Genomic DNA, 26,747 nt, shown 5'->3' with positions numbered 1-26,747 from the left:
GAAGCTGTTCTAATTAAATTTCACGATTTAATTAATTTGTTTTTAATGGCAAATTTAACTAGGCTAATGGTGTTTTTTGCTTTTAGTTTTTTCATGATATTTTTACGATGTGTTTCAACCGTATTTGAACTGATAAATAATTGTTCGCTTATCTCTTTTCCACTATATTCTAATGCAATTAAGGTTATAATTTCAATTTCTCTACCAGTTAATAGCAAGTCGATAGTAGGTTTGTATTTATTAAGTTTTGAGATATTTTTGGTAGCTGAATTGAATATTTTTTCTCTAACAGTAGTACAAAAATAATCCTCACCGTTTGAAACTGCCTGAATGGCTTCGACTATATTTTCGCCAGCACATTGCTTTGTTAGATACCCACTAACACCAAGCTTCATCACTTCTTGTATAATTTTTAAATCATCATAACTAGATAGAATAATTACTTTACAAGGAAACCCTTTTTCAGCAAATTCCTTGACAACCTCTATTCCGTCTTTTTTAGGCATACTGATGTCTAAGATTAGAATAGTTGTATTGTTGTTAGTGACGTCGTCATATAGTGTGCTTCCATCCAAAGAAAAACCTACAACCTCAAAATTTGAGATTGTATTTAATAAAGTTCTCATCCCATCAATGAGAACTTGATGGTCGTCAGCAAGGTGTATCCTTATTTTTTTTGTCATATTATAGTTAAACTGTATTCAAATTTAGGAAAAAAAAACTACTTATCATTTATAAGATTTTATTTATTAAATGCTTCTTTTTGAAGCACAAAAAAACCCGAACTGTTACATTCGGGTTTCCTTCGCACTAATAAACTAAGTTTATAGGTTTACCTCAATCTGTCCACAGATTTTACAAGATCTTCATCCTTTTTGATGGCCTTATTAGCCAAGACTAATAATACGATAGCAATAATAGGTAGAAACATCCCAATACCTTTCTCAGAAACAACAGCTGTTTCTCCAGATACATTTAATGAACGATATACAAATAATCCTAATAAAATTAAATTTAATATCATATTCAATCTGCCAACGACAAATTGATTCTGTCTTTTTTTATACGAAACAATACTTAATACAGTAAGTGTTGTACTTAATCCCAATAAAATTACATAAATCTGGTTTTGCATAAAGAAATATTCCTTTCCGTCATTCATTGTCCATAAAGGAAATAAAAAAGGTAAAATCCCAGTAACTACAAAAGCTAGAATTAAATAAATCGTCTGAATTCTCTGTATCATTGTTTCAATTTGTTTTACAAAAATATATTTTCTTTTTTTAAAATACTATTGTATCATTAAATTTTATTCGTATTATTGCATAACAATACCGTAAGCACTTCATACTGCGGTCAATTCAAAATAAAATATTTACTACCTATCTTTTATAGTATTACCAAATTAATTAAACTCATAGAACATTCATGTTTGATATTTCTGCATTAAAAGAAATGAAGCTTTCTGAGCTTCAAGAAATCGCTAAGTCAGCTAAAACCATAAAGTTTAATGGTGTTAAAAAAGAGACCTTGATTGGGTCGATTTTAGAACATCAAAACAATACTGTTGATTCAACATTAGATAAAAATTCGGATGCTCCAGTTGAGGATAATAAACCTAAAAGAGCCCGTATTCTGCCAGTTAAGAAGGTAGCTATTCAAAAAACTACAAATAAAACTATTTTTAAAGAAGTAGCTCCTGTTGAAGCTGATCTTCAGATTAAAGTAGAAATGCCTGCGGAGGTAATTGCACAAGTTGATGCAGTTAATTCGCAAACCGAAGATGAAAAAGATAATGTAATTCCAGAAAAGAAAGTAGGTAAGGTTATTAAGTTTAATAAATCAGCTTACGAAAAGAAAATAGCTTTAAAAAAGGATAAAGAAGAAACAAAAGAAGTAGTTGTTAAAGACGAAAATAAAGAAGTAGTTGAAGAAAATGTTTCAAAAACAGATGCTACTGAAGTTGCTCCTCCTGCTAAAAAAATAAATCCAAATCAATTAAATAAACAAAATCAAAACCCTAATTTTAAAAATAAAAAAAATAATTTTAGAGATTCAGATTTTGAATTTGACGGAATAATTGAAAGTGAGGGAGTATTAGAAATGATGCCTGATGGCTATGGTTTCTTACGTTCTTCCGATTATAATTACCTAGCTTCACCGGATGATATTTATTTATCAACTTCACAAATTAGATTGTTTGGTCTTAAAACTGGAGATACGGTTAAAGGGGTGGTACGTCCTCCAAAAGAAGGAGAAAAGTTTTTTCCTTTAGTTCGTGTGTTAAAAATTAATGGGCATGATCCACAAGTGGTTCGTGATCGAGTTTCATTCGAACATTTAACGCCTGTTTTTCCGTCAGAAAAATTCAATTTAGCCGAAAGACAAAGCACCATTTCTACTCGTATTATCGATTTATTTTCTCCTATAGGAAAAGGACAACGTGGTATGATTGTCGCACAGCCAAAAACGGGTAAAACCATGTTGTTGAAAGAAATTGCAAATGCAATTGCTGCCAATCATCCCGAAGTATATTTAATTGTTTTACTAATAGACGAACGTCCAGAAGAGGTTACGGATATGCAACGTAGTGTACGTGGTGAAGTAATTGCTTCTACATTTGATAGAGAGCCACAAGAACACGTTAAAATTGCTAATATTGTACTTGAAAAAGCAAAACGATTAGTAGAATGTGGACATGATGTCGTGATTCTATTAGATTCCATTACCCGTTTAGCAAGAGCATATAACACAGTACAACCTGCTTCAGGTAAAGTATTGAGTGGAGGAGTAGATGCTAATGCTTTACAGAAACCAAAACGTTTCTTTGGAGCCGCCCGTAATGTAGAAAATGGAGGTTCATTAAGTATCATTGCAACTGCTTTGACTGAAACTGGTTCAAAAATGGATGAAGTTATCTTCGAAGAATTTAAAGGTACTGGTAATATGGAATTGCAGTTGGATAGAAAAATTGCTAATAAACGTATCTTCCCAGCCATTGATTTAACTTCTTCAAGTACAAGACGTGATGATATGTTGTTAGATGAGAAAACGTTGCAAAGAATGTGGATCATGAGAAAATACCTTTCTGATATGAATCCTGTTGAAGCAATGAGTTTTATAAACGATCGTTTTAGACAAACGAAAAACAATGAAGAGTTTTTAATTTCGATGAATGATTAAATTCAGATTAAAGAGAATAGAATAAAAAAGATATAAAAAAAGTCCTCGAAATTTTCGAGGACTTTTTTGTTTTTGCTTCTTTTTACAATAAAAAATGCCTTCATTATGAAGGCATTTTTTGTTATTTAGAAGGAAATAATATTAGGCTTTTGCTTCTTTTGCTTCTTTTATTTCTTTTACTTTAACTTCTTTTGGTGTTACTTCTTCTTTTCTTTCTAAAAGTGCCATGTAAAAACCATCAAAACCAGATTCATGTGCTAGAATTTTTTGGTCTTTTATAAAGTTAAATTCTTTTCCTATATCCGTTGTTAAAAATTTAGCTACTTGCTCTTGATTTTCTGAGGGTAAAACAGAGCATGTTGCATATACCAGTTTTCCACCTGGTTTTACAATTTTAGAATAACTTTCTAAAACTTCTGCTTGTACCTTGCGGATATTGTCAATAAATTCAGGTTGTAATTTCCATTTCGCATCAGGATTTCTTTTAAGAACTCCTAATCCACTACAAGGGGCATCGATCAATACTCGATCTGCTCTTTGGTGTAATTTCTTGATCACTTTAGTAGTATCAATGATACGGTATTCAATATTGAAAGCACCATCGCGTTTTGCTCTAATTTTTAATTGCTTTAATTTACTTTCATATAAATCCATAGCAATCAATTGTCCTTTGTTTTCCATCAAAGCAGCAATATGCAATGTTTTTCCTCCTGCACCCGCACAAGTATCTACAACACGCATTCCTGGCTTAACATCAAGAAAAGCAGCAACAAGTTGTGAATTGGCATCTTGAACTTCAAAAAAGCCTTGTTTAAATGCATCAGTCATGAAAACATTAGCTCTTTCTTTTAATACTAAAGCATCTGGTTGGTCTTTAAGGACATCGGTATCAATGTCTAAATCCATTAAGATCGCTCTTAATTCTGTTTTAGTAGTTTTTAGAGTGTTTACTCTTAGAATAACTTTAGCAGGTTGATTTTGAGCTGTGATTTCTTTTGACCACACTTTTTCACCTAATTCTTTTACTCCCATTTCATCCATCCAGTCAGGAATAGATTCTTTAAGGGCTCTTACTTTTGATAATTCATCAAAACGACCTTTTATTTTTCTCTCAGGAGTTCCTTCCAGTTGACGCCAATCAGGAATTGGGTATCCTCTTAATACTGCCCATACTGAAAACATTCTCCAAATATTATCTCTGTCAAATGGCTCTTTTACTTCTGCAATTTCTGCATATAATCGTTTCCATCGAACTACTTCGTAGATCGTTTCAGCAACAAATTTTCTATCTGAGCTTCCCCAACGTTTGTCTTTTTTTAAGGCTCTGGCAACTACTTTATCCGCATATTCTCCTTCGTTAAATATTGCATTTAAGGAATCTATAGTAGTGTAAACTAAATTTCTGTGTAATCTCATTTTTATTAATTGAGGTGCAAAGGTAGTATTAATTGATCGAAAGTTAAATTTTAAATAATGAATGTTGATTTTATATTTTAAACAGCAAAAAAAACACTGTTTAAAGACAGTGTTTTTTAAAATTCAATATAAATTGATCTTATTTAACTCGAGTTAACCCGATGTTTTCTGGAGCATGAAGCACCATTGGGAATTTTTCTATTTTAACGGAGCTACTGTCTAGTCCAAAAGCACTTTCTTCAGATAGACTTAGTTTTTTGATTAAGAAATAAGAATTCATAATCAATTTTTCATGCCATAATAAATCACTGTCATTTGAAAGGAATTTTTCAGATAATACAAATTTGAAATCCCCGATAATGTTATTCTTATTTAAAGATTCATATCTACTAGTGATATCTACTTCTCCTTTTTTAACCATATCCTTAATTACTTCCTTGAACATAAGGCTGATTTTAGTAGGTTCTCTAAATCCTAAATTAAAATCTACACGGTATAAATCATCTTTAATAATTTCGCTTACTTTGTATTCTGTTTTATAAGGCTCTGTCAAGATGTTTACATGGACAAACCAATAGATATCAGCTCTTTTTGGTCTTTTTTGTAAAATAGAATACATCACTTTTTCTTCAATCTCATCCACACGATTAGCATTAGTCATATACACTAAGTGTGTTGCATATTTTGGAATGGATAAATCAGCGCTTAATTCCTTCAACACTTTTTTGTAATCATCTATTTTTACAATTTTAGTGTAGTTTTTATTAATTTTTTTAGCCAAGTACCAAATGGTCATAATTGAAATCAGTACCATAGCAATGATTAAAGTTACATAGCCACCTTCAGAAAACTTTGTTATGTTTGCTGCTAAAAAGCTTAATTCAATTAATAGATAGATGGTTATCAATGGTACTATAAAATATAATTTTACTCTTTTCATAATTAAATAGAAATTAAGTAAAATAGTAGTCATAATCATACATAAAATTATCGCTAATCCATAAGCATGCTCCATATTGCTGGACTCTTCAAAATGCAAAACTATTCCAACACAACCAAAAAACAACAACCAGTTTATAGAAGGGATATACAGTTGACCTTTTAATTCAGTAGGATACTTTATTTTTACTTTTGGCCAAAAATTCAATCTCATCGCTTCATTTATTAAAGTAAATGAACCGCTAATAAGGGCCTGAGAAGCAATAACAGCTGCTAATGTTGCAATTACAATTCCAATAGGTTGAAACCAATCGGCCATGATAAGATAAAATGGATTTCCATTAGATCCTCCTAGACTTTGTAATGTTTGTCCTTCATGGTGAATGAGATAAGCTGCTTGTCCAAAATAGTTAAGTACTAAAGTTGTTTTCACAAAAATCCAACTGATTCGGATATTTTTTCGTCCACAGTGGCCCATATCTGAATAAAGTGCTTCAGCTCCTGTGGTACATAGGAATACAAACCCCAAAACAAAAAATCCGTCTGGATGAATGGATAGTAAATGATATGCATAGTAGGGATTAAAAGCTTTGAATACTTCAGGGTGTTTCGTAATTTGGATTAATCCAAGAATTCCAAGCATGCTGAACCAAATAAGCATCATAGGGGCAAAAAACTTTCCTACTAATTTGGTACCGAATTGCTGAATAGTGAAAAGGACAAATAAAATTCCGATTACAATTGGTATGGTGTTTATTTCTGGATAGTACGTTCTAATACCTTCTACAGCAGAAGAAACAGAAATGGGCGGGGTAATTATTCCATCAGCCAGTAGTGCGCTTCCACCGATAATAGCGGGGACTATGAGCCATTGTATTTTGGTTTTTTTGACTAAAGCATATAAAGCAAAAATTCCTCCCTCACCATGATTGTCTGCGCTTAATGTAATAATTACATATTTTATCGTCGTTTGTAATGTCAGGGTCCAAAAAACACATGATATGCCTCCTAAAACTACATCTGCATTAATAATATGATCTCCAAGAATGGCTTTCATTACATATAACGGGGAGGTCCCAATATCGCCATATATAATACCTAATGTAATTAATAAACCTCCTAAAGTTAATTTTGAATGTAAATTTTTATGCGAAGTGCTCATGTATTATTTTTAAAAAACACGACAAATTTACTCTTTTTAAATAAATTAGGGCTTTTTTTTTCGAAAAAGACATAAAAAAACACGGTGTTAAAGCACCGTGTTTATAATTTTGAAGAAGTGTTCTTTTTAAGACCTTCTATTGTTTCCTCTCGAAGAATTGTCTCTTTGTGATTCTGTTCTTTGTGGAGCTGATTGTCTTGAAGAATTCCCTCTGTTTTGAGAAAAATCCCTTTGGGGTGTGGCTTCTCTTGAACTATTACCTCTCGAAGAATTGTCTCTTTGCGGTGCTGTTCTTTGCGGAGCAGATTCTCTTGAAGAATTGTCCCTTTGTGGCACTGTTCTTTGCGGAGCAGATTCTCTTGAAGAGTTGTCTCTTTGGGGTGCGGTTCTTTGTGGAGTTGCTTCACTAGAACTATTTCCTCTTGATGAATTATCTCTTTGTGGCGCTGTTCTTTGTGGAGTAGCTTCCCTTGAAGTGTTTCCTCTGTTTTGTGAATAATCTCTTTGTGGAGTAGTTTCTCTAGTGCTATTTCCTCTTGATGAATTATCTCTTTGAGTTTCTGTTCTTCTTTGTGGACTAGCATCTCTTGAAGTGTTTCCTCTGTTTTGAGAATAGTCTCTATCTGTATTTGTTCTTCTACCGGAGTTTTCTCTAGATGAAGTAGTACTATTTCTAGAACTGGTATTTCTAGTTCCTCTTCTTTGATCTAGTTCATAACGATTCGTCACATTTGAATTTCTTCTATTAAAAGCATAGTCAGGATGTTGTCTTTCATATCCGTTTGAACGTCTTGAGCTATATAATACAGCAGCTTGATTACTTCTTCTATAGTTTACGTAGTTATAGTTATTATTGAAGTTTAATGAAATTTGAATATTGTTTCTATATCTGTATACTGGATATGGATTCCATGCATAATAATATGAAGGATAAAAATTCCAATACCAATTTGACACATAAGGACGGTAGTTGTAGGACCAAAAAGAAGCATATATTGTTGGAGTGCTATAATATACTGGTTCGTAAATGTAATTTGGACCATACATGTATTCATTTCCTACAACTTGTAAATGCACATTGTTGTATCTGTCTTTTTCTACTTCAATTGTAGCTACATCTTGATAAACATCACGATCAAGTACTGATTGAATGATTACAACGTGAGTTCTACCTTCTACGGTTTCAATGACACGCAAGTAATCAACTTCGTTATCATTATTTAAATCTAAATTTGAAATTTGAAGCTCAGGATCATTTAACTGTCTCTCAAAATCTTGAAGATCTCTTGAGTCACCAAAAATATCGGCAACAGCTCTCAAATCTAAATTATCGCTAATTTCATTATTCATGGCATTAACTCGCGCTCTATTTTGAGCTTGCATTTGCATTGCAAATAGGGAAGTTAATAGGGTTACTATTAGTATTTTAGTTTTCATAACAAGTTTATTTAAGTATTATATTTTTTAATTATCCAATTACTGTGCCAATAAAATTTTAGAGCAATTGCTATTCCTATAATTAATTGTATTTTAGCTTTTATATAATTCGATTATAATGAGAAATGTGTTTTTTATTTTTACAATGTTTTTATTATTAAATTCTTGTAAAACAGTAGGTTATGATATAGAAAGTAAGGATAAGACTATTTATACTTCCATAAAGATTGATACTTTATTTCAAGACAATATCAGTATTCGATCCGTAATTATTGATGCAAATAAAATTTGGTATTCCGCTAATAATTCCAGATTTGGTTTCTATGATTTGAAGAAAAAAGCAAAGTTTGAAAAGAAGATTGCCAACGATTCTTTAATGTTAGAATTTAGGAGTGGAGCCCAAACTCAAAAAAACATATTTTTATTGACGGTTTCTAATCCCGCTTTGCTTTATAAAGTATCAAAAACGGAATTAAAAACAACATTAGTTTATCAGGAGAACCACAAAAAAGTATTTTACGATAGTATGCAGTTTTGGAATAACCAAGAAGGAATTGCTATAGGAGATCCTATTGATGACTGTCTTTCCATAATTATAACTAGAGATGGTGGTAATACTTGGATTAAGTTAAACTGTAATCAACTCCCTAATGTGGCGGAAGGAGAGGCTGCTTTTGCTGCTAGTAATACTAATATTGTTATTAAGGGAAATGCTACTTGGATAGTGACTGGTGGTAAAAAGGCAAGAGTTTTATTCTCTAATGAAAAAGGGTTAAGTTGGAAAATTTATGAAACACCTATTGTACAAGGGAAGGCAATGGCTGGAATTTTTACTGCAGATTTTTACGATAGTAAGAATGGTTTTATTTCAGGAGGGGATTATGAGTCTCTGAATCAAAATTATGGTAATAAAGCAAGAACTACCGATGGGGGGGAAACCTGGGATTTAATAGCAGAAAATCAAGGATTCGGATATGCTTCTTGCATTCAGTATGTACCAAATAGCAAAGGGAAATCACTGGTGAGTGTTGGTGCATCAGGAATTTATTACTCTTATGATAGTGGAAATTCTTGGAAACAACTAGCATCTGATCCATCGTTATTTACTATTCGATTTATCGATAGCCACACGGCAATTGCAGCAGGTAAAAATAAAATGATAAAAATAAAATTTATAAAAGAAAACCCTAAACAGTAATGTTTAGGGTTTTAAATAAAGTAGTAAATTATTAATTTCTATTACCTCTATCTCTATATTGGTGTAGTAGTTTTCTATTAAAATTCTCTTCTGATTTTCGAAGTTTTAGAATCTTAACAGCTGGAAGAATCTCTTTTAAATCTCTAACGAATTTTTTGCGTAATAGATATAGTTCTTCATCACTACTTTCCATTTTATTTAATAAATTTAAGGCTTCTTTTTCGCTGATCTTATCTAAAGCAACATCATTAATTTGATGCATATAGGATTTCATTTTTTGATGCCTCATTTCAAATTGGGCGTCATCATAGCTGTTGTAAACAGGCCAGAATTTTTGAGCTTCTTTGGTCGTTAAATCTAGTTCAGTAGTTAGAAAAGCTACTTTTAAGGCTTTTATTTGCTCTTTTTTTTCTTTCATATCTGCACTTTGAGCATAAAAGTGAAATGAAGTAAAGAGTAGGAGTATTGGGAGGATTTTTTTAAAGTTCATTTTTTTTTAATTTTATATTATAATTTGCATTTTATTGTAGTATTTCAAGCTACTCAATTATAAAATGTTCTAAGTTAGCATTATCAACAAGAATGTCTTCTATGGTTTTTTCTTCTAATGCGACTGGAGCATCTATTTTATCAATATCTTTTGCATCCAATATATTTATTAGATCATATTGATTAACATTTGTTTGGTAGCTTAAGTAATTTTCTAACGTTGTTTCATCTAGCTCTGTCATCGTATTTACTTGTGTTGTATTTAGTATCGGAATCATTAAAGCAATTACAAATAAAGCCGCAACCAACATAAAAATAGTATTTCGTCTTTTGAAAAAAGGAATTACTTTTGGTTCATTATGTGGTAATTTCAGTAATAATTCAGCTGAAAATTTTTCAAAGTAATGGTCTGGAGTTTTAAAACCCGTTTCAATCTTAGTACTATTTTCTAATTTAAATTCTTTCATGATATACGTTAGACTTAATTTAATTCAAAAGGTTTAATTGCTTTTTACAAAGGATTCAATTTTCTTAACTGCATGATGATATGATGCTTTTAATGCTCCCACTGAGGTGCCTATTATTTCTGATATTTCTTCGTATTTTAGTTCTTCAAAATATTTCATTTTAAATACTAATTGTTGCTTTTCGGGAAGGGTAGCTATCGCTTTTTGTAATTTTATCTGAATTTCATCGCCATCAAAATAGACATCTGCTTGTAAATTGTCAATGACTTTATTTTGTAACGCTTCGGATGTGATTCCGTTTTTTTTAGCCTTTTGATTTAGAAAAGTAAGAGCCTCATTAGTTGCAATTCGGTAGATCCATGAAAATAGTTTGCTATCTCCTTTAAAGTTTTTTAAATTTTTGAAAACTTTTATAAATGTATTTTGCAAAACATCATCCGTATCATCATGGTTTAAAACGATATTTCTGATATGGTTATAAAGTGGTTTTTGGTATGTTAACAAGAGTTTTTGAAATGCTTCATTTTGCATTTTTGGGTTTAATAACTGTTGTATAAATTCCTGTTCTTCGGGCAAAATAACTATTTATAGTATTAGAATAGAATTTAGCCAAAAGGTTTAATCCATTTCTTTAAAAAAATTAAAATTCAGATTTTTCTTCTTCTTTAGTTTTTAGAACAGGTACCTTTTTTGGTTCTGTATTTTTAACTGCAGGTTTATTGATTTTTACCGGTTCTACTGTATTATTAGATACAGCTGGTGTAGTTTCATCTGGAGTAGAATTTACTGGTGCTTGGTAATACGTTTTTTTAGGTTCTTCTTTAGGGATAAATGGAATGTAAATTTCTGTAATCCATTTTGAAGGATTTTTGATCTCCGTTTTATTGATAGTATAAATTTCGATATGCGAAATTGCTGGATTTGGGGTAAGTTGGTTTTTATTTAGAAATTCAACGGCTTTATCATATCCTTTTTTAACATGCGATATGTCACCAGTTAATGTCGTTTTTACTGCATCAAAAGGGTCCAGTTTTCCGGATACAATATCGCTTCCTTGACTTATAAATATTTCTTTTTTAATGGGAACACAAATCGATATTTTTGTTAACTGGCTTACTAAATCATAAGTATGGTAAATTATAAAAGGCTTGCCATTCACGGGGATATCATTTTGCTCGCAAAAAGCAATTATTTTAGGGATTACAATTTTAAAATTTTTATTCACTTTAGCGATTTCACTTGTGAAACTTTGACTCAAATAAAATAGTTCTGGTTTTTTTGTTAATCCATCGACTTTTATCGAAAAAGTATTTATTTCATAGTCAAGTGCTTTGTCTAAGTTTACTAGACTTTTTTCATACATGGTGCCTATAACTTTATCAATTCCTCCGTTTAAGGCGGTGTATATTTTGAAAAGGAAACTCATTTTTCCTTCACTTTTCCAAGTTACTTTAGTTCCACCTATAGTATCTTTAAAATTCCAATAAATAGAAGATTTGGTTCCGCTAAAGTCCATTTTTTGAGAAATACTGTCATTTTCTTTTGAATAAAGCGTTTGCATGGACCCATTTCCATCTTTTCCTTCCCATGTATACGAAGCACCATTACCAATTGTATTTTGAGGATACTGTAGTTTCATTTCTGGATCTTCGGCAATCCATGAACCAAAATCAGCCCAGTTTCTATAATCATTTACATAAGTAAACACAGCCGCTTTTGGAGCATTAATAATTTTACTCCTTTCAACAGAAAAATCACCTTTTTGGGTGGCAATAAAAATCGACAATGCTACAAAACTAAGTAATAGTAAAAGAAATATATATTTTAAAATCCTCATAATAAATTGATTGTTTTCTGATGTAAAGTTAGATATTTTATTAATATGCTATACTAATTATGAATATATTATACTATGTCCTATTTTATTTATTTAAATAGGAGGCAAAATTACGAATAATTGTAATTTGTTACTTAAATCTTACAAGTATTTATATTGCTATAAAAATACTTGGAAATTTTGCTTTCAATTTGAAAACAAAAAATGCCTGCAAATTAGCAAGCATTTTTTATATTTCTTAAAAAAGATATTATCGTTTGAAAAATACTTTTATAGCAAATAAAATTCCAATAAAAATTAGAAAACCAATTAAGATTTTATAATTTCCTTTGTAATATACTTTATGCAACTTTAAATCTTTTCTATAAGCATAGATCATTGCAATAACAAAAGCAACAAAAAATAGGCCTGCAAATACTAATTGTCCTTGACTAAACATAGTTTAAATTATTTTGGACAAAAATAGTTAATTGTTTAAGAATTGTTACTAATTTGCCTTTTCATTTGTAAAATAAAAATCATGCAGAAACAAATTGATTCAGTTAAGGAATTTCATACAGCATTTAAAATTGGACATAGTGAATTACCAATTGCCGATTTGGGTGAAGTGAAAAATACACTTCGCTATCATTTAATGAAAGAAGAGAATGAAGAATACTTAGAAGCAGTTCAAAATAATGATTTAGTAGAAATTGCTGATGCTTTGGGAGATATGATGTATATCCTTTGCGGAACTATTATTGAGCATGGATTACAACACAAGATTGAAGCCGTTTTTGATGAAATTCAACGTTCTAATATGAGTAAATTAGGAGAAGATGGAAACCCTATTTATCGTGAGGACGGAAAAGTGATGAAGGGACCAAATTATTTTAAACCAGATTTTTCAAAAATTCTGGGTAAGTAATAGTAAAGTTATTCCAGTTTAGAAGTTCAATTCTACTTATTAGAATTTAAAATAGAAAAAAAGCGCTTTTCAATTAATGAAAAGCGCTTTTTTAGTGCTATGGTTTTGGTTTTATACTTTAACGGTCCAACCAAATGTGTCTTCAGCTAATTTGTGCTGAATGTTAGTTAATTTATCCTTGAGTTGAGAAGCATATGAATTTTCTATTTTAGGCAATTCATAATATTCATCACGATATGAAAACCCGATGATTGGGTTTACAACTGCTGCAGTTCCAGCGCCAAATATTTCTTTTAAAGTACCATTTTTTGAAGCTTCAACAAGTTCCGAAACAAGAACAGGACGTACATCAACTGTAATACCTTCTTTTTGTGCTAAATCGATAAGACTTTTTCTAGTGATACCATCAAGAATTCTTTCACTTATAGGAGCAGTAAGTAAAGTGTCATTTATTCTAAAAAACACATTCATTGTTCCTGCTTCTTCCAGTTTAGTATGTGTTGCATCATCTGTCCAGATTACCTGTTGGAAACCCTCTTTATTAGCTAAACTTGTTGGGTAAAATTGGGCAGCATAATTACCAGCAGCTTTAGCAGCACCAATACCACCATTAGCAGCTCTACTGAAATGTTCAGCAATAAGCACTTTTACTTCTCCTGAATAATATGATTTAGCAGGAGATAAAATAATCATAAACTTATAATCATCAGATGGGTTTGCAATTACCCCTTCTCCTGTGGCAATCATAAATGGTCTGATGTATAATGTATTTCCTTTTCCGGATTTTATCCAAGCTTTATCTAATTTCAATAATTCGTTAAGACCATCCATGAAAACTTCTTCTGGAACTTCTGGCATTGCCATTCTTGAAGCAGAGTGATTGAAACGGTTGTAATTTTCATCAGGTCTAAAAAGCCAAATGGCATCATTATCATCTTTGTACGCTTTCATACCTTCAAAAATAGCCTGACCATAATGGAAGACTCTTGCAGAAGGATCTAGTAAAAAAGGAGCATAAGGCTTAATTACAGGTTTTTGCCATTCTCCATTTTTAAAATCACATTCTAGTAAATGATCCGTGAATACAGATCCAAAGCTTAAATTTTCAAAATCTACTTCGTTTATTTTTGAAGTTTGTGCTTTAATTATTTCAATTTTGTTAGTTTGAGTGGTACTCATAATTATGTTTTTATTTTATTATATTTTTGAATGCAAATTATTAATTGAGTTAAAAGAATCAATTAATCGTAGTTTCAACTTTATTTGATGCAAAATTAAATAAAAATCAATTAATTACTTGCTAAAATAACATTAATTGTCGCTTTTAATTGTGATTTATTTATTTATAAAAAAACCGAAATAAAAAGCTCCTATTTCTATTAATTATGTAACAAACAGTAGCGTTTATAAACTAACTTTCTTAGTTTTTGATTAATTTTGGCAAAAGTAAATCACATAAATTATTTAATAATATCAAAAACAATATTTTGAATAGAGAAATTATAAAAACTTTAGATGGTTCTACTACCATACACATAAAAGAATGGGATGAATGTTATCATTCAAAGCATGGAGCAATTCAAGAAGCGCAACATGTTTTTATAAAAAATGGTCTTTCGTTGTTTCAAAATAATAATGTATCAATTTTAGAAATTGGTTTTGGAACAGGTCTTAATGCTTTCATTACTTTTTTGGAAAGTAAAAAAATGAATCAAACAATTGACTATGTTGGAGTAGAAGGGTATCCAATATCTTCTGAGGAGTTACTTTCTATGAATTATGTAGAGGAGCTTAATGCCAGTTTAGATAAGTCTGTTTTTGAAAAAATGCATCAGAGTAAATGGGAAGAAAAAACGGTTTTAGATACCCATTTTTCGTTAGTTAAAAGGCAACAATTTTTTACGGATATAGAGGATCAAGACAAATATGATTTAATTTATTTTGATGCTTTTGGATATAGGGTGCAGCCCGAATTATGGAGTACAGCTGTTTTTAAAAAAATGTATGATGCTCTTAAAAATAATGGTGTTTTAGTTACTTATGCGGCTCGAGGAGTTGTAAAAAGGAGTATGATTGAAGTAGGTTTCACTGTTGAAAAACTGGAAGGACCCCCTGGAAAAAGAGAAATGTTTCGTGCTAGAAAGTCAGAATAAGAATATTTTAATAAATTAACATAAATTTTAAACATGAAATAATATTCAAAAATATACGTTAATATTAAAAGTTATATTTATAAAAAATGTACTTTTACAATAAGTTAAATAATAATCTAACCTAAAATTCTTAATTAATTATGTCGAAAATCATGTTTGATTACACAAAATCAATATTAGAAAGAGTAAGTTTTGATCCAATGCTTTTTTGCAAAGAATTAGAAAAAGCAATTAAAACATTGTTACCATACGAAATGGAGCAATTGCGAGAATGGTTATTTAATTTTATAATAGAAAAACCGGAACTAAAACAATGTTTACTAATCGTAAACCAATAAATAGTAAAAAGGAGCCTAATAGGCTCCTTTTTTTATGGTTTTAGTTTTTATTATTTTATTTAATTTGTTTGTTATTTTTTTCACATTGTAAGTTTTTTAATAAAAATAAATGACAATTATGTATTTAGACGATGTTTAATGTATTTTGTCGTTATTTTTGGTTTAATTCAATTTCGTATTCTTTATATTTACAGTATGTTTATTTGATAACTTTATAAATCTTATTTGTTATGTCTAGAATGATTTACGATTACACAAAAGAGGTACTTGAAAGAGTAAGTTTCAATACAGAGCTATTCATCAAAGAGCTTAAAAAAGCGGTTAGAAACTTATTGCCTTATGAAATAGAGCATTTAAAGAAATGGCTAGATTTTTTCACTTTTGAAAAACCAGAATTACAAAAATGTTTGTTTATAGTAAATGAATAAAAAAAAGGAATCCATTTTAATGGATTCCTTTTTTTAGTTTTTGAAATAAGTAAATGTTTTGAAGTAGCTATGATTTTATCCAAACATAGTGCACTTTGGCCTGTCTTTTGTATTAAAGGAAGTATAGATTTTTTTATCAAATGAAATCAGTCACTCTTTAAACAATTTACCATGTCTAGATTAATCTACTTTTATACTAAAGATTCTCTTGAAAAAGTCAGCCTAAACCCTGATTTGTTTACTAAAGAATTAAAAAAGGCGTTAAAAAATTTATTGCCTTATGAAATGGAACATTTAAGAAACTGGCTTAAGTTTTATACGAATATGAAGCCAGAATTGATAAAATGCGTTGCTATAGTTTGCGAATAAAAGGGGTTACTATTGTCTATTTCTTTTGAATTGGACTAATAATTTCAACATTTTGAAAAACAATTGCCCCTTTTATTACTCCTGCAATGGTGCTTCTTAATGCATCAATTATTTGAATTTTTAATTCGCTTTTTGGATATATTAAACTCACTTCGCGTGCCGGCTTTGGTTCTTTAAATTGGCGGAGTTTTATTTTATCTGAATCTTTTAGATCTAATGTATGCAAATAGGGAAGTAGTGTTGTTCCTAAACCTTCATCCGCTAATTTTATCAAGGTCTCAAAACTCCCACTTTCAATTTGGAAATGATTGAATTCATTTTTAGCGGTATGTTTACATAAATTTAATATTCCTTCTCTAAAACAATGCCCGTCTTGCAATAACAATATTTCGTCTAAATTTAAATCAGAAACTTCAATTTCTTCTTTTTGAAAATGGTGATGACTTTCAGGAATGTAAGCGACAAATGGTTCAAAGTATAAAACAATTTCTTTGATTTTTTCTTCCATTAATGGAGTCGCTGCAATAGCCGCATCTAGATGGCCATTATTTAGTTTGGTAATTATTTCCTCCGTATTAAGCTCTTCTATAATAAGTTTTACTTTTGGATATTTTTTTATAAAATTGTTTAAAAACATAGGTAGTAAAGTGGGCATTATCGTTGGGATGATTCCCAATCTAAATTCCCCACCAATGAACCCTTTTTGTTGTTCTACAATGTCCTGAATTCGATCGGCTTCATTAACTATGTTTTTAGCTTGATTGACAATTTTTTGTCCAATATCAGTAAGCTGAATCGGTTTTTTTGTTCTATCAAAGATCTGAATACTTAATTCTTCTTCTATTTTTTGGATTTGCATACTCAAAGTAGGTTGGGTAACAAAACATTTTTCAGCAGCCAAAGTAAAATTTTTATGTTCGGCTACTGCAAGGACGTATTTTAATTGTGTAATTGTCATCTATAGTATTTTATGATGCAAATATAAAAACAATCAATTTAAGTTATAGTATTTTTTTCTGTTTTATAAGGTAAATTTGGATAAAATTAAAAATTATGAAAATGAATATTTTAGGTTTACCCATTAAAGAGTCACAACTAATAGTAAAAGAATTAAATGTATTACTTTCTAATTTTCAAGTTTATTATCAAAATTTAAGAGGGATTCATTGGAACATTAAAGGAAAGCGTTTTTTTGATTTGCATATTAAATTTGAAGAATTGTATAATGACTCCCAATTAAAAATAGATATGATTGCAGAGCGTGTCCTTACACTAGGGGGAACACCTCTACATACATTTGAAGATTATATAAATAATAATCAACTTATTGTGGGGAAAAATATTTCCAATGATGAAAAAGCGATTCACTTAATAGTGGATTCTTTATCTCATTTACTAAAAATTGAAAGAGAAATTCTCAACAAAACGGGTGAAATTAATGATGAAGGAACGAATGCTATGATGAGTGATTTCATTTCTGAACAAGAAAAAACAATTTGGATGATGCAAGCTTGGCTAGAAGAATAGATTAGTATATATTGAATGATAAACGCCCAGTTTTAAACAAATTAATAACTGGGCGTTTTTTTATTATGTTAAAATTTTATAAATTTTTTTGCACATAGTTTTTATTTTATAAGTTATGCCTTATTTTTGCAACCATGAAGTTAATAGCTCGTTTATTATTATTCTTATTTATTGCTTTTCTATCCACTCCTACTATAGTTAGGATGATAGAGAAATCTTGTGATACCTCAGTAATTTTTAGTATGACCGAAGAGGAACATGCTAAAAAAGAATTTAAAGTGTTTGATTACTATAGTGAATTACAAGATGTATCTTTATTAAGTAATTATAATAAATCTAGTTTGATACTTTCTGAAAACTTGTCAAAGCATGATAAAATTAGTGCTAGTATCTTTTCCCCTCCGCCTGATTTGGCATAATATTTCCGATTAAATTTTAAAAAATTAACTGCTTTACATTTTACATGTATAGTCTGTTTATGTATCATTTATTGTACTATTATGACAAAAAAAATCAATCTTTTTGCTAACCTTAAATCAGATTTTGCTTCTGGTTTAGTGGTTTTTTTGGTGGCGCTTCCCTTGTGTTTAGGAATTGCAATGGCTTCAGGAGCCCCTTTATTTTCAGGAATTATTTCAGGTGTTATTGGCGGAATTGTAGTGGGGTATTTAAGTAAATCGCATTTAAGTGTATCTGGACCAGCAGCTGGTTTAACAGCTATTATATTAACAGCAATCACTGATTTTGGTGCTTTTGATATCTTTTTGACAGCAGTCTTGATTGCGGGATTTATTCAACTTGCTTTAGGCTTTATAAAAGCGGGTAGTATTTCAAATTATTTTCCAACTAACGTTATTGAAGGAATGCTTGCCGGTATTGGAATTATTATTATTCTAAAACAATTGCCACATGCCTTTGGATATGATGCCGATTTTGAAGGAGATCAATCGTTTGTACAAAGAAACGGAGACAACTCGTTCTCCTCCCTATTTGAAGTGTTTAATCACGTTCAATTAGGTGCAATTGTAATTACAGTTGTGTCATTAATTATCCTAATTTCTTGGGATAAAGTACCGTTCTTAAAGAAACTAAAATTAGTTCCGGGGGCCTTAATTGCAGTAGTTTCAGGAATTGTTTTAAATGAAATTTTTATAGCATCTGGAAGTTCATTAGCAATATCAAATCAGCATTTAGTTTCGTTACCCGTTCCTACTTCTTTTGAGGAGTTAAAAGGGATTATCGTTACCCCAAACTTTTCAGGTATTACAAATCCTAAAGTATGGGTAGTAGGTTTGACTATTGCTATAGTTGCTTCAATTGAGACATTGTTATGTATTGAAGCATCAGATAGAATGGACGAACAAAAAAGATATACAGATACTAATGTGGAGTTAAAAGCACAAGGTATTGGTAATATTGTAAGTGCATTACTTGGTGGTTTGCCTATGACTTCAGTTGTTGTGCGTACTTCAGCTAATAATGCAGCTGGTGCAAAATCTAAAATGTCAGCTATCATTCATGGTATTTTGCTATTAATTAGTGTATTGGTTATTCCTGTTATACTTAATAAAATTCCGTTAGCGACACTTGCTACTATATTAATTTTAGTGGGATATAAATTAGCTAAACCAGCAACATTCAAACACTTTTGGGAAAAAGGGAAGTACCAATTTATACCTTTTGTTGCCACCTTAGTTGCTGTGGTAACAACTGATTTACTTAAAGGAGTTGCTTTAGGAATTGTTATTAGTATCATTTTTATCTTAAAAGGAAATCTTAAAAGAGCCTATAGCTTTAAAAAAGAAGAGTATTTAGATGGTGATATTATTCACATTGATCTAGCACAAGAGGTTTCGTTTTTAAATAAAGCGGCAATAAAAAGCACTTTAAATGATATCCCTGAAAATTCTAAAGTAATTATAAATGCCAATGATACGGTGTATATTGCTCATGATATTTTAGATTTGATACGTGAATTTAAAAATACTCGTGCTATAGATGAAAATATAAAAGTGAAGTTAAAAGGGTTTAAAAAAGCGTATGATTTAGAAAATAGCCCTGATTTAGCCAATCATGTTACATTTGAACATTATTATGATGTTGCGAAAAGACAAATGGTAAAAAAAGAAGTAACCGAAGCGTCTTTTAAAAATTAACTACATAAAATAAATTATTTGTACTTTAACCGTGAATTTTGATGATTGGTTAATTTGGAATATTAAATATTAAAACTGAAAAAAATGAGTGATTTTTATAAAAAAATATTAGATAATAATAAGGAGTGGGTTGAAACAGCTTTAGCAAAAGACCCAAATTTTTTTGCTGATTTAGCCAAAGGACAAACGCCACCATTGTTATGGATTGGTTGTTCAGACAGTCGTGTTCCTGCGAACGAAATCATTGGTGCTAAACCAGGAGAAGTTTTTGTTCATAGAAATATCGCCAATATGGTGGTACATTCTGATATGAACATGTTAAGTGTGCTTGATTATGCAGTTAATGTATTAAAAGTTAAGCATGTAATCGTATGTGGTCACTATGGTTGTGGTGGTGTTAAAGCCGCAATGGGGAATCAGTCGATTGGAATTATTGACAACTGGATTCGTCATATTAAAGATGTATATCGTTTGCATAATACTTATTTAGATTCTATAGAAGACGAAACGGAACGTTTTAATGCTTTTGTTGAAATAAATATTAAAGAACAAGTTTTTGATTTATCTAAAACTTCTATCGTTCAAGCGGCTTGGAAAAACGGTCAAGATTTAAGTATTCACGGTTGGGTTTACGGATTAAATTCTGGTTTTGTAACCGACTTAAAAGTAAATATTAGTTCGAATAAAGATTTAGATGAAGTATTTCAACTTAAATTTTAATAAAAAAAAGTCGCTTTTTAAAGCGACTTTTTTTTTATTCTACATCTAAGTTTTCATTAAAAGCTGATGGTAGTAGCTTTGGGATAAACTTGATTAATATAGGTAACAATAAACTTCCTCCCGGCAATAAAAAAATAGTTAATGAAGGAACAGATTTACAGATATCCAACAACTGTTTTTTTACCTTTTTCTTTTCTTTTTCATCCAAATCTCTTCTTGTAGAAGTTGCTAATAGAATCATTAATTCTTTACTTTCAACAATTTCTTTAACCAGTCTGTTTTTATTTCGACTGATTAACGTGATAACACTTTGTGTCGTTTGATCATAAAAATGTTTAACGGGATTCGAATAATTAAAATAGGGGATGTCCTTTTTATTTTTGTTTATGAAGTCATCGGTACTTTTAATACTATCCGTAACAAAGGCATCGGGAACTTTTAATAACTCCCCCAATTTATGTAAAAAATAGACTTCTTCATTTTCAATTTGGCCATCACTCCACAACGCCATTCCGGCCATGTCAATCAAGTAATATTTTTCTAACTCACTGCTAAAGTAATCCAAATTCAATTCTTCTAGATTTTGGACATTTACTTTCGAGAATTTACTGTAACGTACAGATGCTTCAAAAAGTTTAATTAATAAATCATCATAATTAGATTTGTTTAACTTGGTTTTTAAAGCAAGTGAGACAAGGCTATTTATGGTTTCTTCAATTTTCTTTAAATACTTTTCGGGTATTTGTTCGTGAAGTAAATATTGGCGAAAAGCCAAAACATCTACAAATAATAATGCATTGGTCACAATATGAGAAAAGTTCTTATTGATAATGTCAATATTGGTTTGAACTCTTTCGTCTATTATTTTTTCTAAATTTAAAGAGGGACCACTGTTTGGTAACACTTTTTTAAATAAACTGAAACCTTTCGGGTTCATTTCATTATAAAAAGACAGCGCTTTAGTAATAAAATTTTCCGGATTGTTATCTTGGGTTGTTAACGAATAAATAGCATGTAAAGTGTTTAATAGAGCCACTTTTGGTACTTCGTTTTGTACCCATCCTTTAGTGTTAATTGGCACTGCAGTTTCAAAGGAGACAATGTGTCCGTATATAAAACCAGTTTTTCTGATTTTTTGATAGAATAAATCAGAACTCGTTGAAACGTTTTCTTCCTTGAGTTTTTGTTTACTAAAATATTTGTCTATCCAACCTGGAGCCGAAGGGTTAATCATGGTTTTATTTTAAAGCTGTAAAGCTAAAGTTTATTTATTAATTTATAAAAAAGCAATCTTCAATTAATAATTAAATTAGTATTAATTTCTAGATTTCATATTCTTCTCACAACAACTGATTATTTCGGTAATTCTGTTGTTTCTTGTTTCTTCCCGTTTTGCTTGATTGAGCCAATATAGGTAGCTTTTTCTATAGGAAGGACTAAAGTTGAGATAATTTTGATAGGCTTTACTATTTTTATTAAATGCGTTTTCTAAGTCAGTAGGCATTATCAAATCCTCCACTTTATCAAGACTAGTCCAAGATCCATTTTTTTTAGCAGTTTCAATTTTTGCCAAACCACTTTCGTGAATTAAATTAGCATGGAGCAATTTTTCAATATAGGATTTATTGAGTTTGCTCCATACACTTTTATCTTTTCTAGGGGAGAATGCTTGCCTTCTTCTTTCGGAATCTAATTTTTTGACAGTAGAATCAATCCATCCATAACAAATCGCAACTTGAACTGCTTCTTCCCACCGCATGCTTTCAACAGCACTGTCTACTTTATAAAAAATCAAATAAACACCATTGGAGTTGGTATGGTTTTCATGAAGCCAATTGCGCCATTCTACTGCATTCTTAAAATAATGATGTTCTTTTTCTTCCAAAATGGGGTATTTTCCTTAGCTGATTTATTTTATAATTGCTGAACAAGCGACTCTTGCACCTGCATTTCCTGAGGGCTGTGAGGTGAAATCATCAGTTCCTTGGTGTACAATTAAACCTTTACCTAGAATATCTTTTGTTTGATCTCCACATCCAATGCACCATTCGTCTGTAGTTAAAGTGATGGTTCCATTTCCATTTGCATCAGCTGTAAAGTTTCCAATATCCCCTTTGTGGTATTCTCCAACGCCCCATTTCCCATGTTTTTTAAATGTTGGATTCCAGTGTCCACCTGCTGAACTACCATCTGCTGCTGAGCAATCTGATTTTTCGTGGATATGGATGGCATGAACGCCAGGTTGTAAACCGGCTAACTTAGCTACAAAAGTTACTTTCCCGTTTTTTTCGGTAAAAGTGGCCGTACCTGAAACTTTGCTATTGCTTTTTGGTTCAAATGCAATGACTAATTTCTTAGCATCACTAGAACTACTGTTGGTTTTACATCCAATTATAACAGCAATAATAAGGGCAATTGATAATACTATTTTTTTCATTTTTTTAGATTTTAATTATTATATAAAGTTACTTAAATAAGTAGTATCTAAAATAAAAAAAAACCGCAATGTGTTTTTACTACAATTGCGGTTTTTTGACAAATAAATTCAACTAAAAACTATCTTCTTTGCTTAAAAGCAATATTCATTTTCTGCAACTAATTTGGTTGTAATTGTTTCTCTTAAACCTACAATATTTGGCATATTTGTATATTTAGTAAAACGTCTTAATCCCATAAGCATCATTCTTTGTTCGTCTCCTTCAACAAAAGAAATTACGCTTTCTTTTCCCTTTTGAGTAACTACATCTACTGCTTGGTACAAATATAATTTAGCCATGGCAATTTGCTCTTGTACTTTATCTTCTCCTTCTTTTTTGGCTAATTTTTCCGTTCTAAGAATCGTACTTTCCGCCATGTAGATTTCAATCAACATATCTGATGCTGCCATCAATAATTGTTGGTGTGCGTCTAAATCTGGACCAAATTTTTGAACGGCACTTCCAGCAACCATTAGGAATGCTTTTTTCAATTTAACGACCATTTCTTTTTCTTCTGCAAATAATTCAGAATAGTCAGGAGTTTCAAAAGAAGGAATACCAACTAATTCTTCCGCTACTTTCATAGCTGGTCCTAGTAAATCAACATGACCTTTCATTGCTTTTTTAATCAACATTCCTACTGATAGCATTCTGTTGATTTCATTCGTACCTTCATAGATACGAGCAATTCTAGCATCTCTCCAAGCACTTTCCATCGGAGTGTCTTCAGAGAATCCCATTCCACCAAAAATTTGAATTCCTTCATCAGCACAATTTTGAACGTCTTCAGAAACCGCCACTTTTAGAATCGAACACTCAATAGCATATTCTTCCACTCCTTTTAATTCGGCATCTTGATGCGTAGCACCTTCTGCTTCACGTGCAATAATTCTGTTTTCAATGTCTTTTGCTGCTCTGTATGAAGCACTTTCTCCTGCATAACAGCTTGTTGCCATTTCTGCTAATTTGGAACGAATAGCACCAAACTTCGAAATAGGAGTGTTGAACTGTATTCTTTCATTAGCATATTTTACGGAACCGGAGATTACTCTTCTTTGCGCGTCTAGACAAGCTGCTGCCAATTTGATACGCCCTACATTCAACGCATTCATGGCTATTTTAAAACCATTTCCTCTTTCCGAAAGCATGTTTTCTACGGGAACTTTAGTTTCACTAAAGAAAACTTGGCGAGTTGAAGAAGCACGAATTCCTAATTTATGTTCTTCTTCACCCATTGTGATTCCGTTGCTTGGATCATTTTCTACAATGAAACCAGTAATGTTTTTGTCATCTCCAATACGTGCAAAAACAATAAATAAACTACAGAAACCGGCATTAGAAATCCACATTTTTCCTCCAGTGATTTTATAATGTGTTCCGTCTTCAGATAAAACTGCTTTTGTTTTTCCTGAATTCGCATCTGATCCTGCGCCTGGCTCTGTCAAACAATACGCTCCAAACCACTCACCAGAAGCCAATTTAGGAACGTATTTTTGTTTTTGTTCCTCTGTTCCATAAAGTGTAATTGGCATCGTTCCAATTCCTGTATGTGCTCCAAAAGCTGTAGAGAAAGATCCCGTAGCTCCAGAGATGTAATCACAAACAAGCATTGTAGATACAAATCCCATTCCTAATCCGCCATACGCTTCTGGAACAGCAACACCTAGAAGCCCTAAGTCTCCCGCTTTTTTCATGCACTCTTGTGTATACGCGTAGTCTTTTTTCTCAAAGCGATCTTTGTGTGCCCATAATTCTTTGTCTACAAACTCTTTTACAGAGTCACGCATCATTAATTGCTCTTCCGAAAAATCTTCTGGGGTAAAGATATCTTCGCATTTTGTTTCTTTTACTAGGAATTGACCTCCTCTGGTTACGTCGCTCATGACTTTATTATTTTAAATTTTGAATTATAAATTTTTAAATTATTTTGTATTGTCTTCCTGAGAAGTTTTTATAATTTTTGTTATTATATTTATTATGTGTTCAATTTCAATTAAATAATTTTTCATTGAAATTGATGTAAGATTTGATTTGTCTAATAGGCGCAACCAATATTTGGTTTCTCTCGCTTCTTTTGAGGCGATAGCCATTTTATGAATAAAATCTTTTCTTGATTGGGCAGCTATTGCTTCTTCAACGTTTGCTCCAATACTAGTGGCGGATCTTAGAATTTGTTTTGAAATAATGAATTCATTTTCTTTTTTTAATTCGATAAAAAGTTGAACTATAGTTAATGCAAAATCAAAAGTTTTTGTAGCAATTATGTTCTCTTTCATCCCATTCAAAATTTAAAATTCATCATTTAAAATAAATTAAAGCAACTCATAAACCCCTGCAGTCCCTTGTCCAGTTCCCACACACATCGTTACGATTCCGTATTTGTCACCTCTGCGTTTCATTTCGTCAAATAATTGAACAGACAATTTTGCACCTGTACATCCTAGTGGGTGACCTAATGCAATTGCTCCTCCATTTACGTTTACGATATCTGGATTTAATCCTAATTCACGAATTACAGCGATCGACTGAGAAGCAAATGCTTCGTTTAATTCAATCAAACCGATATCATTCAATGATAATCCCGCTTGTTTCAATGCTTTTGGAATTGCTTTTACTGGTCCGATGCCCATTATTCTAGGTTCCACACCTGCGGAAGCAAAGTTTACTAATCTTGCGATAGGCTCTAAGTTCAATTCTTTTACCATTTCTTCGCTCATAACTAGTACAAAGGCAGCACCATCACTCATTTGTGAAGAGTTACCCGCTGTTACACTTCCACCAGCTTCAAAAACAGGTCTTAAACCCGCTAAAGCTTCCTTAGAAGTTCCTGCTCTAGGTCCTTCATCTTTATTTACAACGTATGACTTCGTTTCTTTTTTACCGTTTTCATTAAGGAACGTTTGTTCGATAGTGATAGGAACGATTTGTTTGTCAAATTTTCCTTCTGCTTGTGCTTTTAAGGCTTTCATATGAGAGTTGAATGCAAACTCATCTTGATCTTCTCTAGACACTTTAAACTGTTGTGCCACTGCTTCTGCAGTTAAACCCATTCCCCAGTAGTAGTCCTCGTTTCCTGCTTTTGCAACAGCATAATCCGGAGTAGGTTTGTATCCTCCCATCGGAATAAAACTCATGCTCTCTGCACCACCTGCAATAATACAGTGCGCCATTCCTGATTGGATTTTAGCAGTTGCCATTCCAATCGTTTCAATTCCAGAGGCACAGTAACGGTTTACAGTTACACCAGGAACATCCTCAATTTTTAATCCCATTAAGGAGATTAAACGAGCTACGTTTAGACCTTGTTCTGCTTCAGGCATGGCGTTTCCTACCATCACATCATCAATACGAGTTTTATCAAAATCAGGCAGTTCGTTCATCATAAATTCGATGGTTTCCGCGGCTAATTCATCAGGTCTTTTAAATCTAAAAACTCCTTTTGGTGCTTTACCAACTGCAGTTCTGTATGCTTTTACTATATAGGCTGTTTTCATTTTCTTTTTTTTAGAGATTTTTAGAAGAAAGAGACAAGAGAAAAGAACAA

Annotated in this window: 28 protein-coding genes; 11 read left to right on the top strand and 17 right to left on the bottom strand. The window is 31.3% G+C overall.

Features of this window, described 5'->3' with window-relative positions; genetic code table 11:
- Positions 1 to 20: 20 nt before the first annotated feature.
- The gene (locus AB3G39_RS12825) at positions 21 to 683 is read right to left on the bottom strand and encodes a response regulator (protein ID WP_369753492.1); all 663 of its coding nucleotides are present in this window, start codon (positions 681 to 683) and stop codon (positions 21 to 23) included.
- Between the two features lie 149 nt (positions 684 to 832).
- The gene (locus tag AB3G39_RS12820; protein ID WP_367768704.1) at positions 833 to 1,246 is read right to left on the bottom strand and encodes a DUF4293 domain-containing protein; all 414 of its coding nucleotides are present in this window, start codon (positions 1,244 to 1,246) and stop codon (positions 833 to 835) included.
- 182 nt (positions 1,247 to 1,428) lie between these two features.
- Between AB3G39_RS12820 and rho the strand changes: the two genes are divergently transcribed.
- Complete coding sequence (rho, locus tag AB3G39_RS12815) at positions 1,429 to 3,183, top strand: transcription termination factor Rho (RefSeq protein WP_369769420.1); 1,755 nt, start codon at positions 1,429 to 1,431, stop codon at positions 3,181 to 3,183.
- 141 nt (positions 3,184 to 3,324) lie between these two features.
- On the opposite strand, the gene AB3G39_RS12810 is transcribed toward rho, so the two are convergent.
- The 3 genes from AB3G39_RS12810 to AB3G39_RS12800 all read right to left on the bottom strand — a co-directional run bounded on the left by AB3G39_RS12810 (position 3,325) and on the right by AB3G39_RS12800 (position 8,137).
- Positions 3,325 to 4,599 carry an RsmB/NOP family class I SAM-dependent RNA methyltransferase gene (locus AB3G39_RS12810; RefSeq protein ID WP_369769418.1) on the bottom strand — a complete coding sequence of 425 codons (1,275 nt, stop codon included), beginning with the start codon at positions 4,597 to 4,599 and terminating at the stop codon, positions 3,325 to 3,327.
- A gap of 139 nt (positions 4,600 to 4,738) precedes the next feature.
- Positions 4,739 to 6,700: a KUP/HAK/KT family potassium transporter gene (locus AB3G39_RS12805; RefSeq protein ID WP_367752193.1), complete on the bottom strand. Its 1,962-nt coding sequence runs from the start codon at positions 6,698 to 6,700 to the stop codon at positions 4,739 to 4,741.
- 126 nt (positions 6,701 to 6,826) lie between these two features.
- Positions 6,827 to 8,137: a hypothetical protein gene (locus tag AB3G39_RS12800; protein WP_369753496.1), complete on the bottom strand. Its 1,311-nt coding sequence runs from the start codon at positions 8,135 to 8,137 to the stop codon at positions 6,827 to 6,829.
- A gap of 118 nt (positions 8,138 to 8,255) precedes the next feature.
- Between AB3G39_RS12800 and AB3G39_RS12795 the strand changes: the two genes are divergently transcribed.
- Positions 8,256 to 9,335: a WD40/YVTN/BNR-like repeat-containing protein gene (locus tag AB3G39_RS12795; protein WP_369769417.1), complete on the top strand. Its 1,080-nt coding sequence runs from the start codon at positions 8,256 to 8,258 to the stop codon at positions 9,333 to 9,335.
- A gap of 31 nt (positions 9,336 to 9,366) precedes the next feature.
- Here AB3G39_RS12795 and AB3G39_RS12790 read toward each other — a convergent pair whose 3' ends face one another.
- The 4 genes from AB3G39_RS12790 to AB3G39_RS12775 form a co-directional block, all read right to left on the bottom strand.
- Positions 9,367 to 9,825 (bottom strand): sensor of ECF-type sigma factor, encoded by a 459-nt coding sequence (locus AB3G39_RS12790; protein WP_369769416.1) that lies wholly within the window; start codon positions 9,823 to 9,825, stop codon positions 9,367 to 9,369.
- Between the two features lie 49 nt (positions 9,826 to 9,874).
- Positions 9,875 to 10,291, bottom strand: a complete 417-nt coding sequence (locus tag AB3G39_RS12785) for a hypothetical protein (RefSeq protein ID WP_367768721.1) — start codon at positions 10,289 to 10,291, stop codon at positions 9,875 to 9,877.
- A 33-nt stretch (positions 10,292 to 10,324) separates the two neighbouring features.
- Entirely contained in the window at positions 10,325 to 10,867 is a 543-nt protein-coding gene (locus tag AB3G39_RS12780; protein ID WP_367752202.1) for an RNA polymerase sigma factor, read from the bottom strand.
- A gap of 64 nt (positions 10,868 to 10,931) precedes the next feature.
- Complete coding sequence (locus tag AB3G39_RS12775) at positions 10,932 to 12,128, bottom strand: SRPBCC family protein (protein WP_369765402.1); 1,197 nt, start codon at positions 12,126 to 12,128, stop codon at positions 10,932 to 10,934.
- A gap of 520 nt (positions 12,129 to 12,648) precedes the next feature.
- Here AB3G39_RS12775 and AB3G39_RS12770 point away from each other — a divergent pair.
- On the top strand, positions 12,649 to 13,035 hold the full coding sequence (locus AB3G39_RS12770; RefSeq protein WP_367768726.1) for a hypothetical protein: 387 nt from the start codon (positions 12,649 to 12,651) through the stop codon (positions 13,033 to 13,035).
- Positions 13,036 to 13,146: 111 nt separating this feature from the next.
- Here AB3G39_RS12770 and AB3G39_RS12765 read toward each other — a convergent pair whose 3' ends face one another.
- Complete coding sequence (locus AB3G39_RS12765) at positions 13,147 to 14,214, bottom strand: branched-chain amino acid aminotransferase (RefSeq protein WP_367768729.1); 1,068 nt, start codon at positions 14,212 to 14,214, stop codon at positions 13,147 to 13,149.
- Between the two features lie 308 nt (positions 14,215 to 14,522).
- On the opposite strand from AB3G39_RS12765, the gene mnmD reads away from it, so the two are divergent.
- The 4 genes from mnmD to AB3G39_RS12745 all read left to right on the top strand — a co-directional run bounded on the left by mnmD (position 14,523) and on the right by AB3G39_RS12745 (position 16,323).
- Positions 14,523 to 15,188: a tRNA (5-methylaminomethyl-2-thiouridine)(34)-methyltransferase MnmD gene (gene mnmD, locus AB3G39_RS12760; protein ID WP_367768731.1), complete on the top strand. Its 666-nt coding sequence runs from the start codon at positions 14,523 to 14,525 to the stop codon at positions 15,186 to 15,188.
- Between the two features lie 140 nt (positions 15,189 to 15,328).
- Positions 15,329 to 15,526: a hypothetical protein gene (locus AB3G39_RS12755; protein WP_367752214.1), complete on the top strand. Its 198-nt coding sequence runs from the start codon at positions 15,329 to 15,331 to the stop codon at positions 15,524 to 15,526.
- Positions 15,527 to 15,756: 230 nt separating this feature from the next.
- On the top strand, positions 15,757 to 15,954 hold the full coding sequence (locus AB3G39_RS12750; protein ID WP_367752216.1) for a hypothetical protein: 198 nt from the start codon (positions 15,757 to 15,759) through the stop codon (positions 15,952 to 15,954).
- 171 nt (positions 15,955 to 16,125) lie between these two features.
- Positions 16,126 to 16,323, top strand: a complete 198-nt coding sequence (locus AB3G39_RS12745; RefSeq protein WP_367752218.1) for a hypothetical protein — start codon at positions 16,126 to 16,128, stop codon at positions 16,321 to 16,323.
- Between the two features lie 16 nt (positions 16,324 to 16,339).
- Here the strand turns inward: AB3G39_RS12745 and AB3G39_RS12740 are convergent, their stop codons facing one another.
- Complete coding sequence (locus AB3G39_RS12740) at positions 16,340 to 17,281, bottom strand: LysR substrate-binding domain-containing protein (RefSeq protein ID WP_367752220.1); 942 nt, start codon at positions 17,279 to 17,281, stop codon at positions 16,340 to 16,342.
- A 95-nt stretch (positions 17,282 to 17,376) separates the two neighbouring features.
- On the opposite strand from AB3G39_RS12740, the gene AB3G39_RS12735 reads away from it, so the two are divergent.
- The 4 genes from AB3G39_RS12735 to can all read left to right on the top strand — a co-directional run bounded on the left by AB3G39_RS12735 (position 17,377) and on the right by can (position 20,726).
- The gene (locus AB3G39_RS12735) at positions 17,377 to 17,850 is read left to right on the top strand and encodes a Dps family protein (protein WP_369753500.1); all 474 of its coding nucleotides are present in this window, start codon (positions 17,377 to 17,379) and stop codon (positions 17,848 to 17,850) included.
- Positions 17,851 to 18,053: 203 nt separating this feature from the next.
- Positions 18,054 to 18,269 (top strand): hypothetical protein, encoded by a 216-nt coding sequence (locus AB3G39_RS12730; protein ID WP_367768736.1) that lies wholly within the window; start codon positions 18,054 to 18,056, stop codon positions 18,267 to 18,269.
- 81 nt (positions 18,270 to 18,350) lie between these two features.
- Positions 18,351 to 20,006 carry a SulP family inorganic anion transporter gene (locus AB3G39_RS12725; RefSeq protein WP_367768738.1) on the top strand — a complete coding sequence of 552 codons (1,656 nt, stop codon included), beginning with the start codon at positions 18,351 to 18,353 and terminating at the stop codon, positions 20,004 to 20,006.
- Between the two features lie 84 nt (positions 20,007 to 20,090).
- Positions 20,091 to 20,726: a carbonate dehydratase gene (gene can, locus AB3G39_RS12720; protein ID WP_367752228.1), complete on the top strand. Its 636-nt coding sequence runs from the start codon at positions 20,091 to 20,093 to the stop codon at positions 20,724 to 20,726.
- Positions 20,727 to 20,760: 34 nt separating this feature from the next.
- Here can and AB3G39_RS12715 read toward each other — a convergent pair whose 3' ends face one another.
- The 6 genes from AB3G39_RS12715 to AB3G39_RS12690 all read right to left on the bottom strand — a co-directional run bounded on the left by AB3G39_RS12715 (position 20,761) and on the right by AB3G39_RS12690 (position 26,697).
- Positions 20,761 to 21,960 (bottom strand): LETM1-related biofilm-associated protein, encoded by a 1,200-nt coding sequence (locus tag AB3G39_RS12715; RefSeq protein ID WP_367768740.1) that lies wholly within the window; start codon positions 21,958 to 21,960, stop codon positions 20,761 to 20,763.
- A gap of 81 nt (positions 21,961 to 22,041) precedes the next feature.
- Positions 22,042 to 22,611, bottom strand: coding sequence for a YdeI family protein (locus tag AB3G39_RS12710; RefSeq protein WP_367768742.1), 570 nt, complete (start codon positions 22,609 to 22,611; stop codon positions 22,042 to 22,044).
- A 24-nt stretch (positions 22,612 to 22,635) separates the two neighbouring features.
- Positions 22,636 to 23,163, bottom strand: a complete 528-nt coding sequence (locus AB3G39_RS12705) for a superoxide dismutase family protein (protein ID WP_367768744.1) — start codon at positions 23,161 to 23,163, stop codon at positions 22,636 to 22,638.
- A 132-nt stretch (positions 23,164 to 23,295) separates the two neighbouring features.
- Complete coding sequence (locus AB3G39_RS12700; protein ID WP_369765401.1) at positions 23,296 to 25,086, bottom strand: acyl-CoA dehydrogenase family protein; 1,791 nt, start codon at positions 25,084 to 25,086, stop codon at positions 23,296 to 23,298.
- Between the two features lie 39 nt (positions 25,087 to 25,125).
- On the bottom strand, positions 25,126 to 25,479 hold the full coding sequence (locus AB3G39_RS12695; RefSeq protein ID WP_367768750.1) for a four helix bundle protein: 354 nt from the start codon (positions 25,477 to 25,479) through the stop codon (positions 25,126 to 25,128).
- A gap of 36 nt (positions 25,480 to 25,515) precedes the next feature.
- Positions 25,516 to 26,697, bottom strand: coding sequence for an acetyl-CoA C-acyltransferase (locus tag AB3G39_RS12690; RefSeq protein ID WP_367752240.1), 1,182 nt, complete (start codon positions 26,695 to 26,697; stop codon positions 25,516 to 25,518).
- Positions 26,698 to 26,747 lie beyond the last annotated feature (50 nt).

The sequence above is a fragment of the Flavobacterium sp. WC2416 genome (genome assembly GCF_041200095.1).
GTDB lineage: Bacteria > Bacteroidota > Bacteroidia > Flavobacteriales > Flavobacteriaceae > Flavobacterium.
Note: the sequence above shows the minus strand (reverse complement) of the source record. Positions and strands in the feature narration are given on the sequence as shown.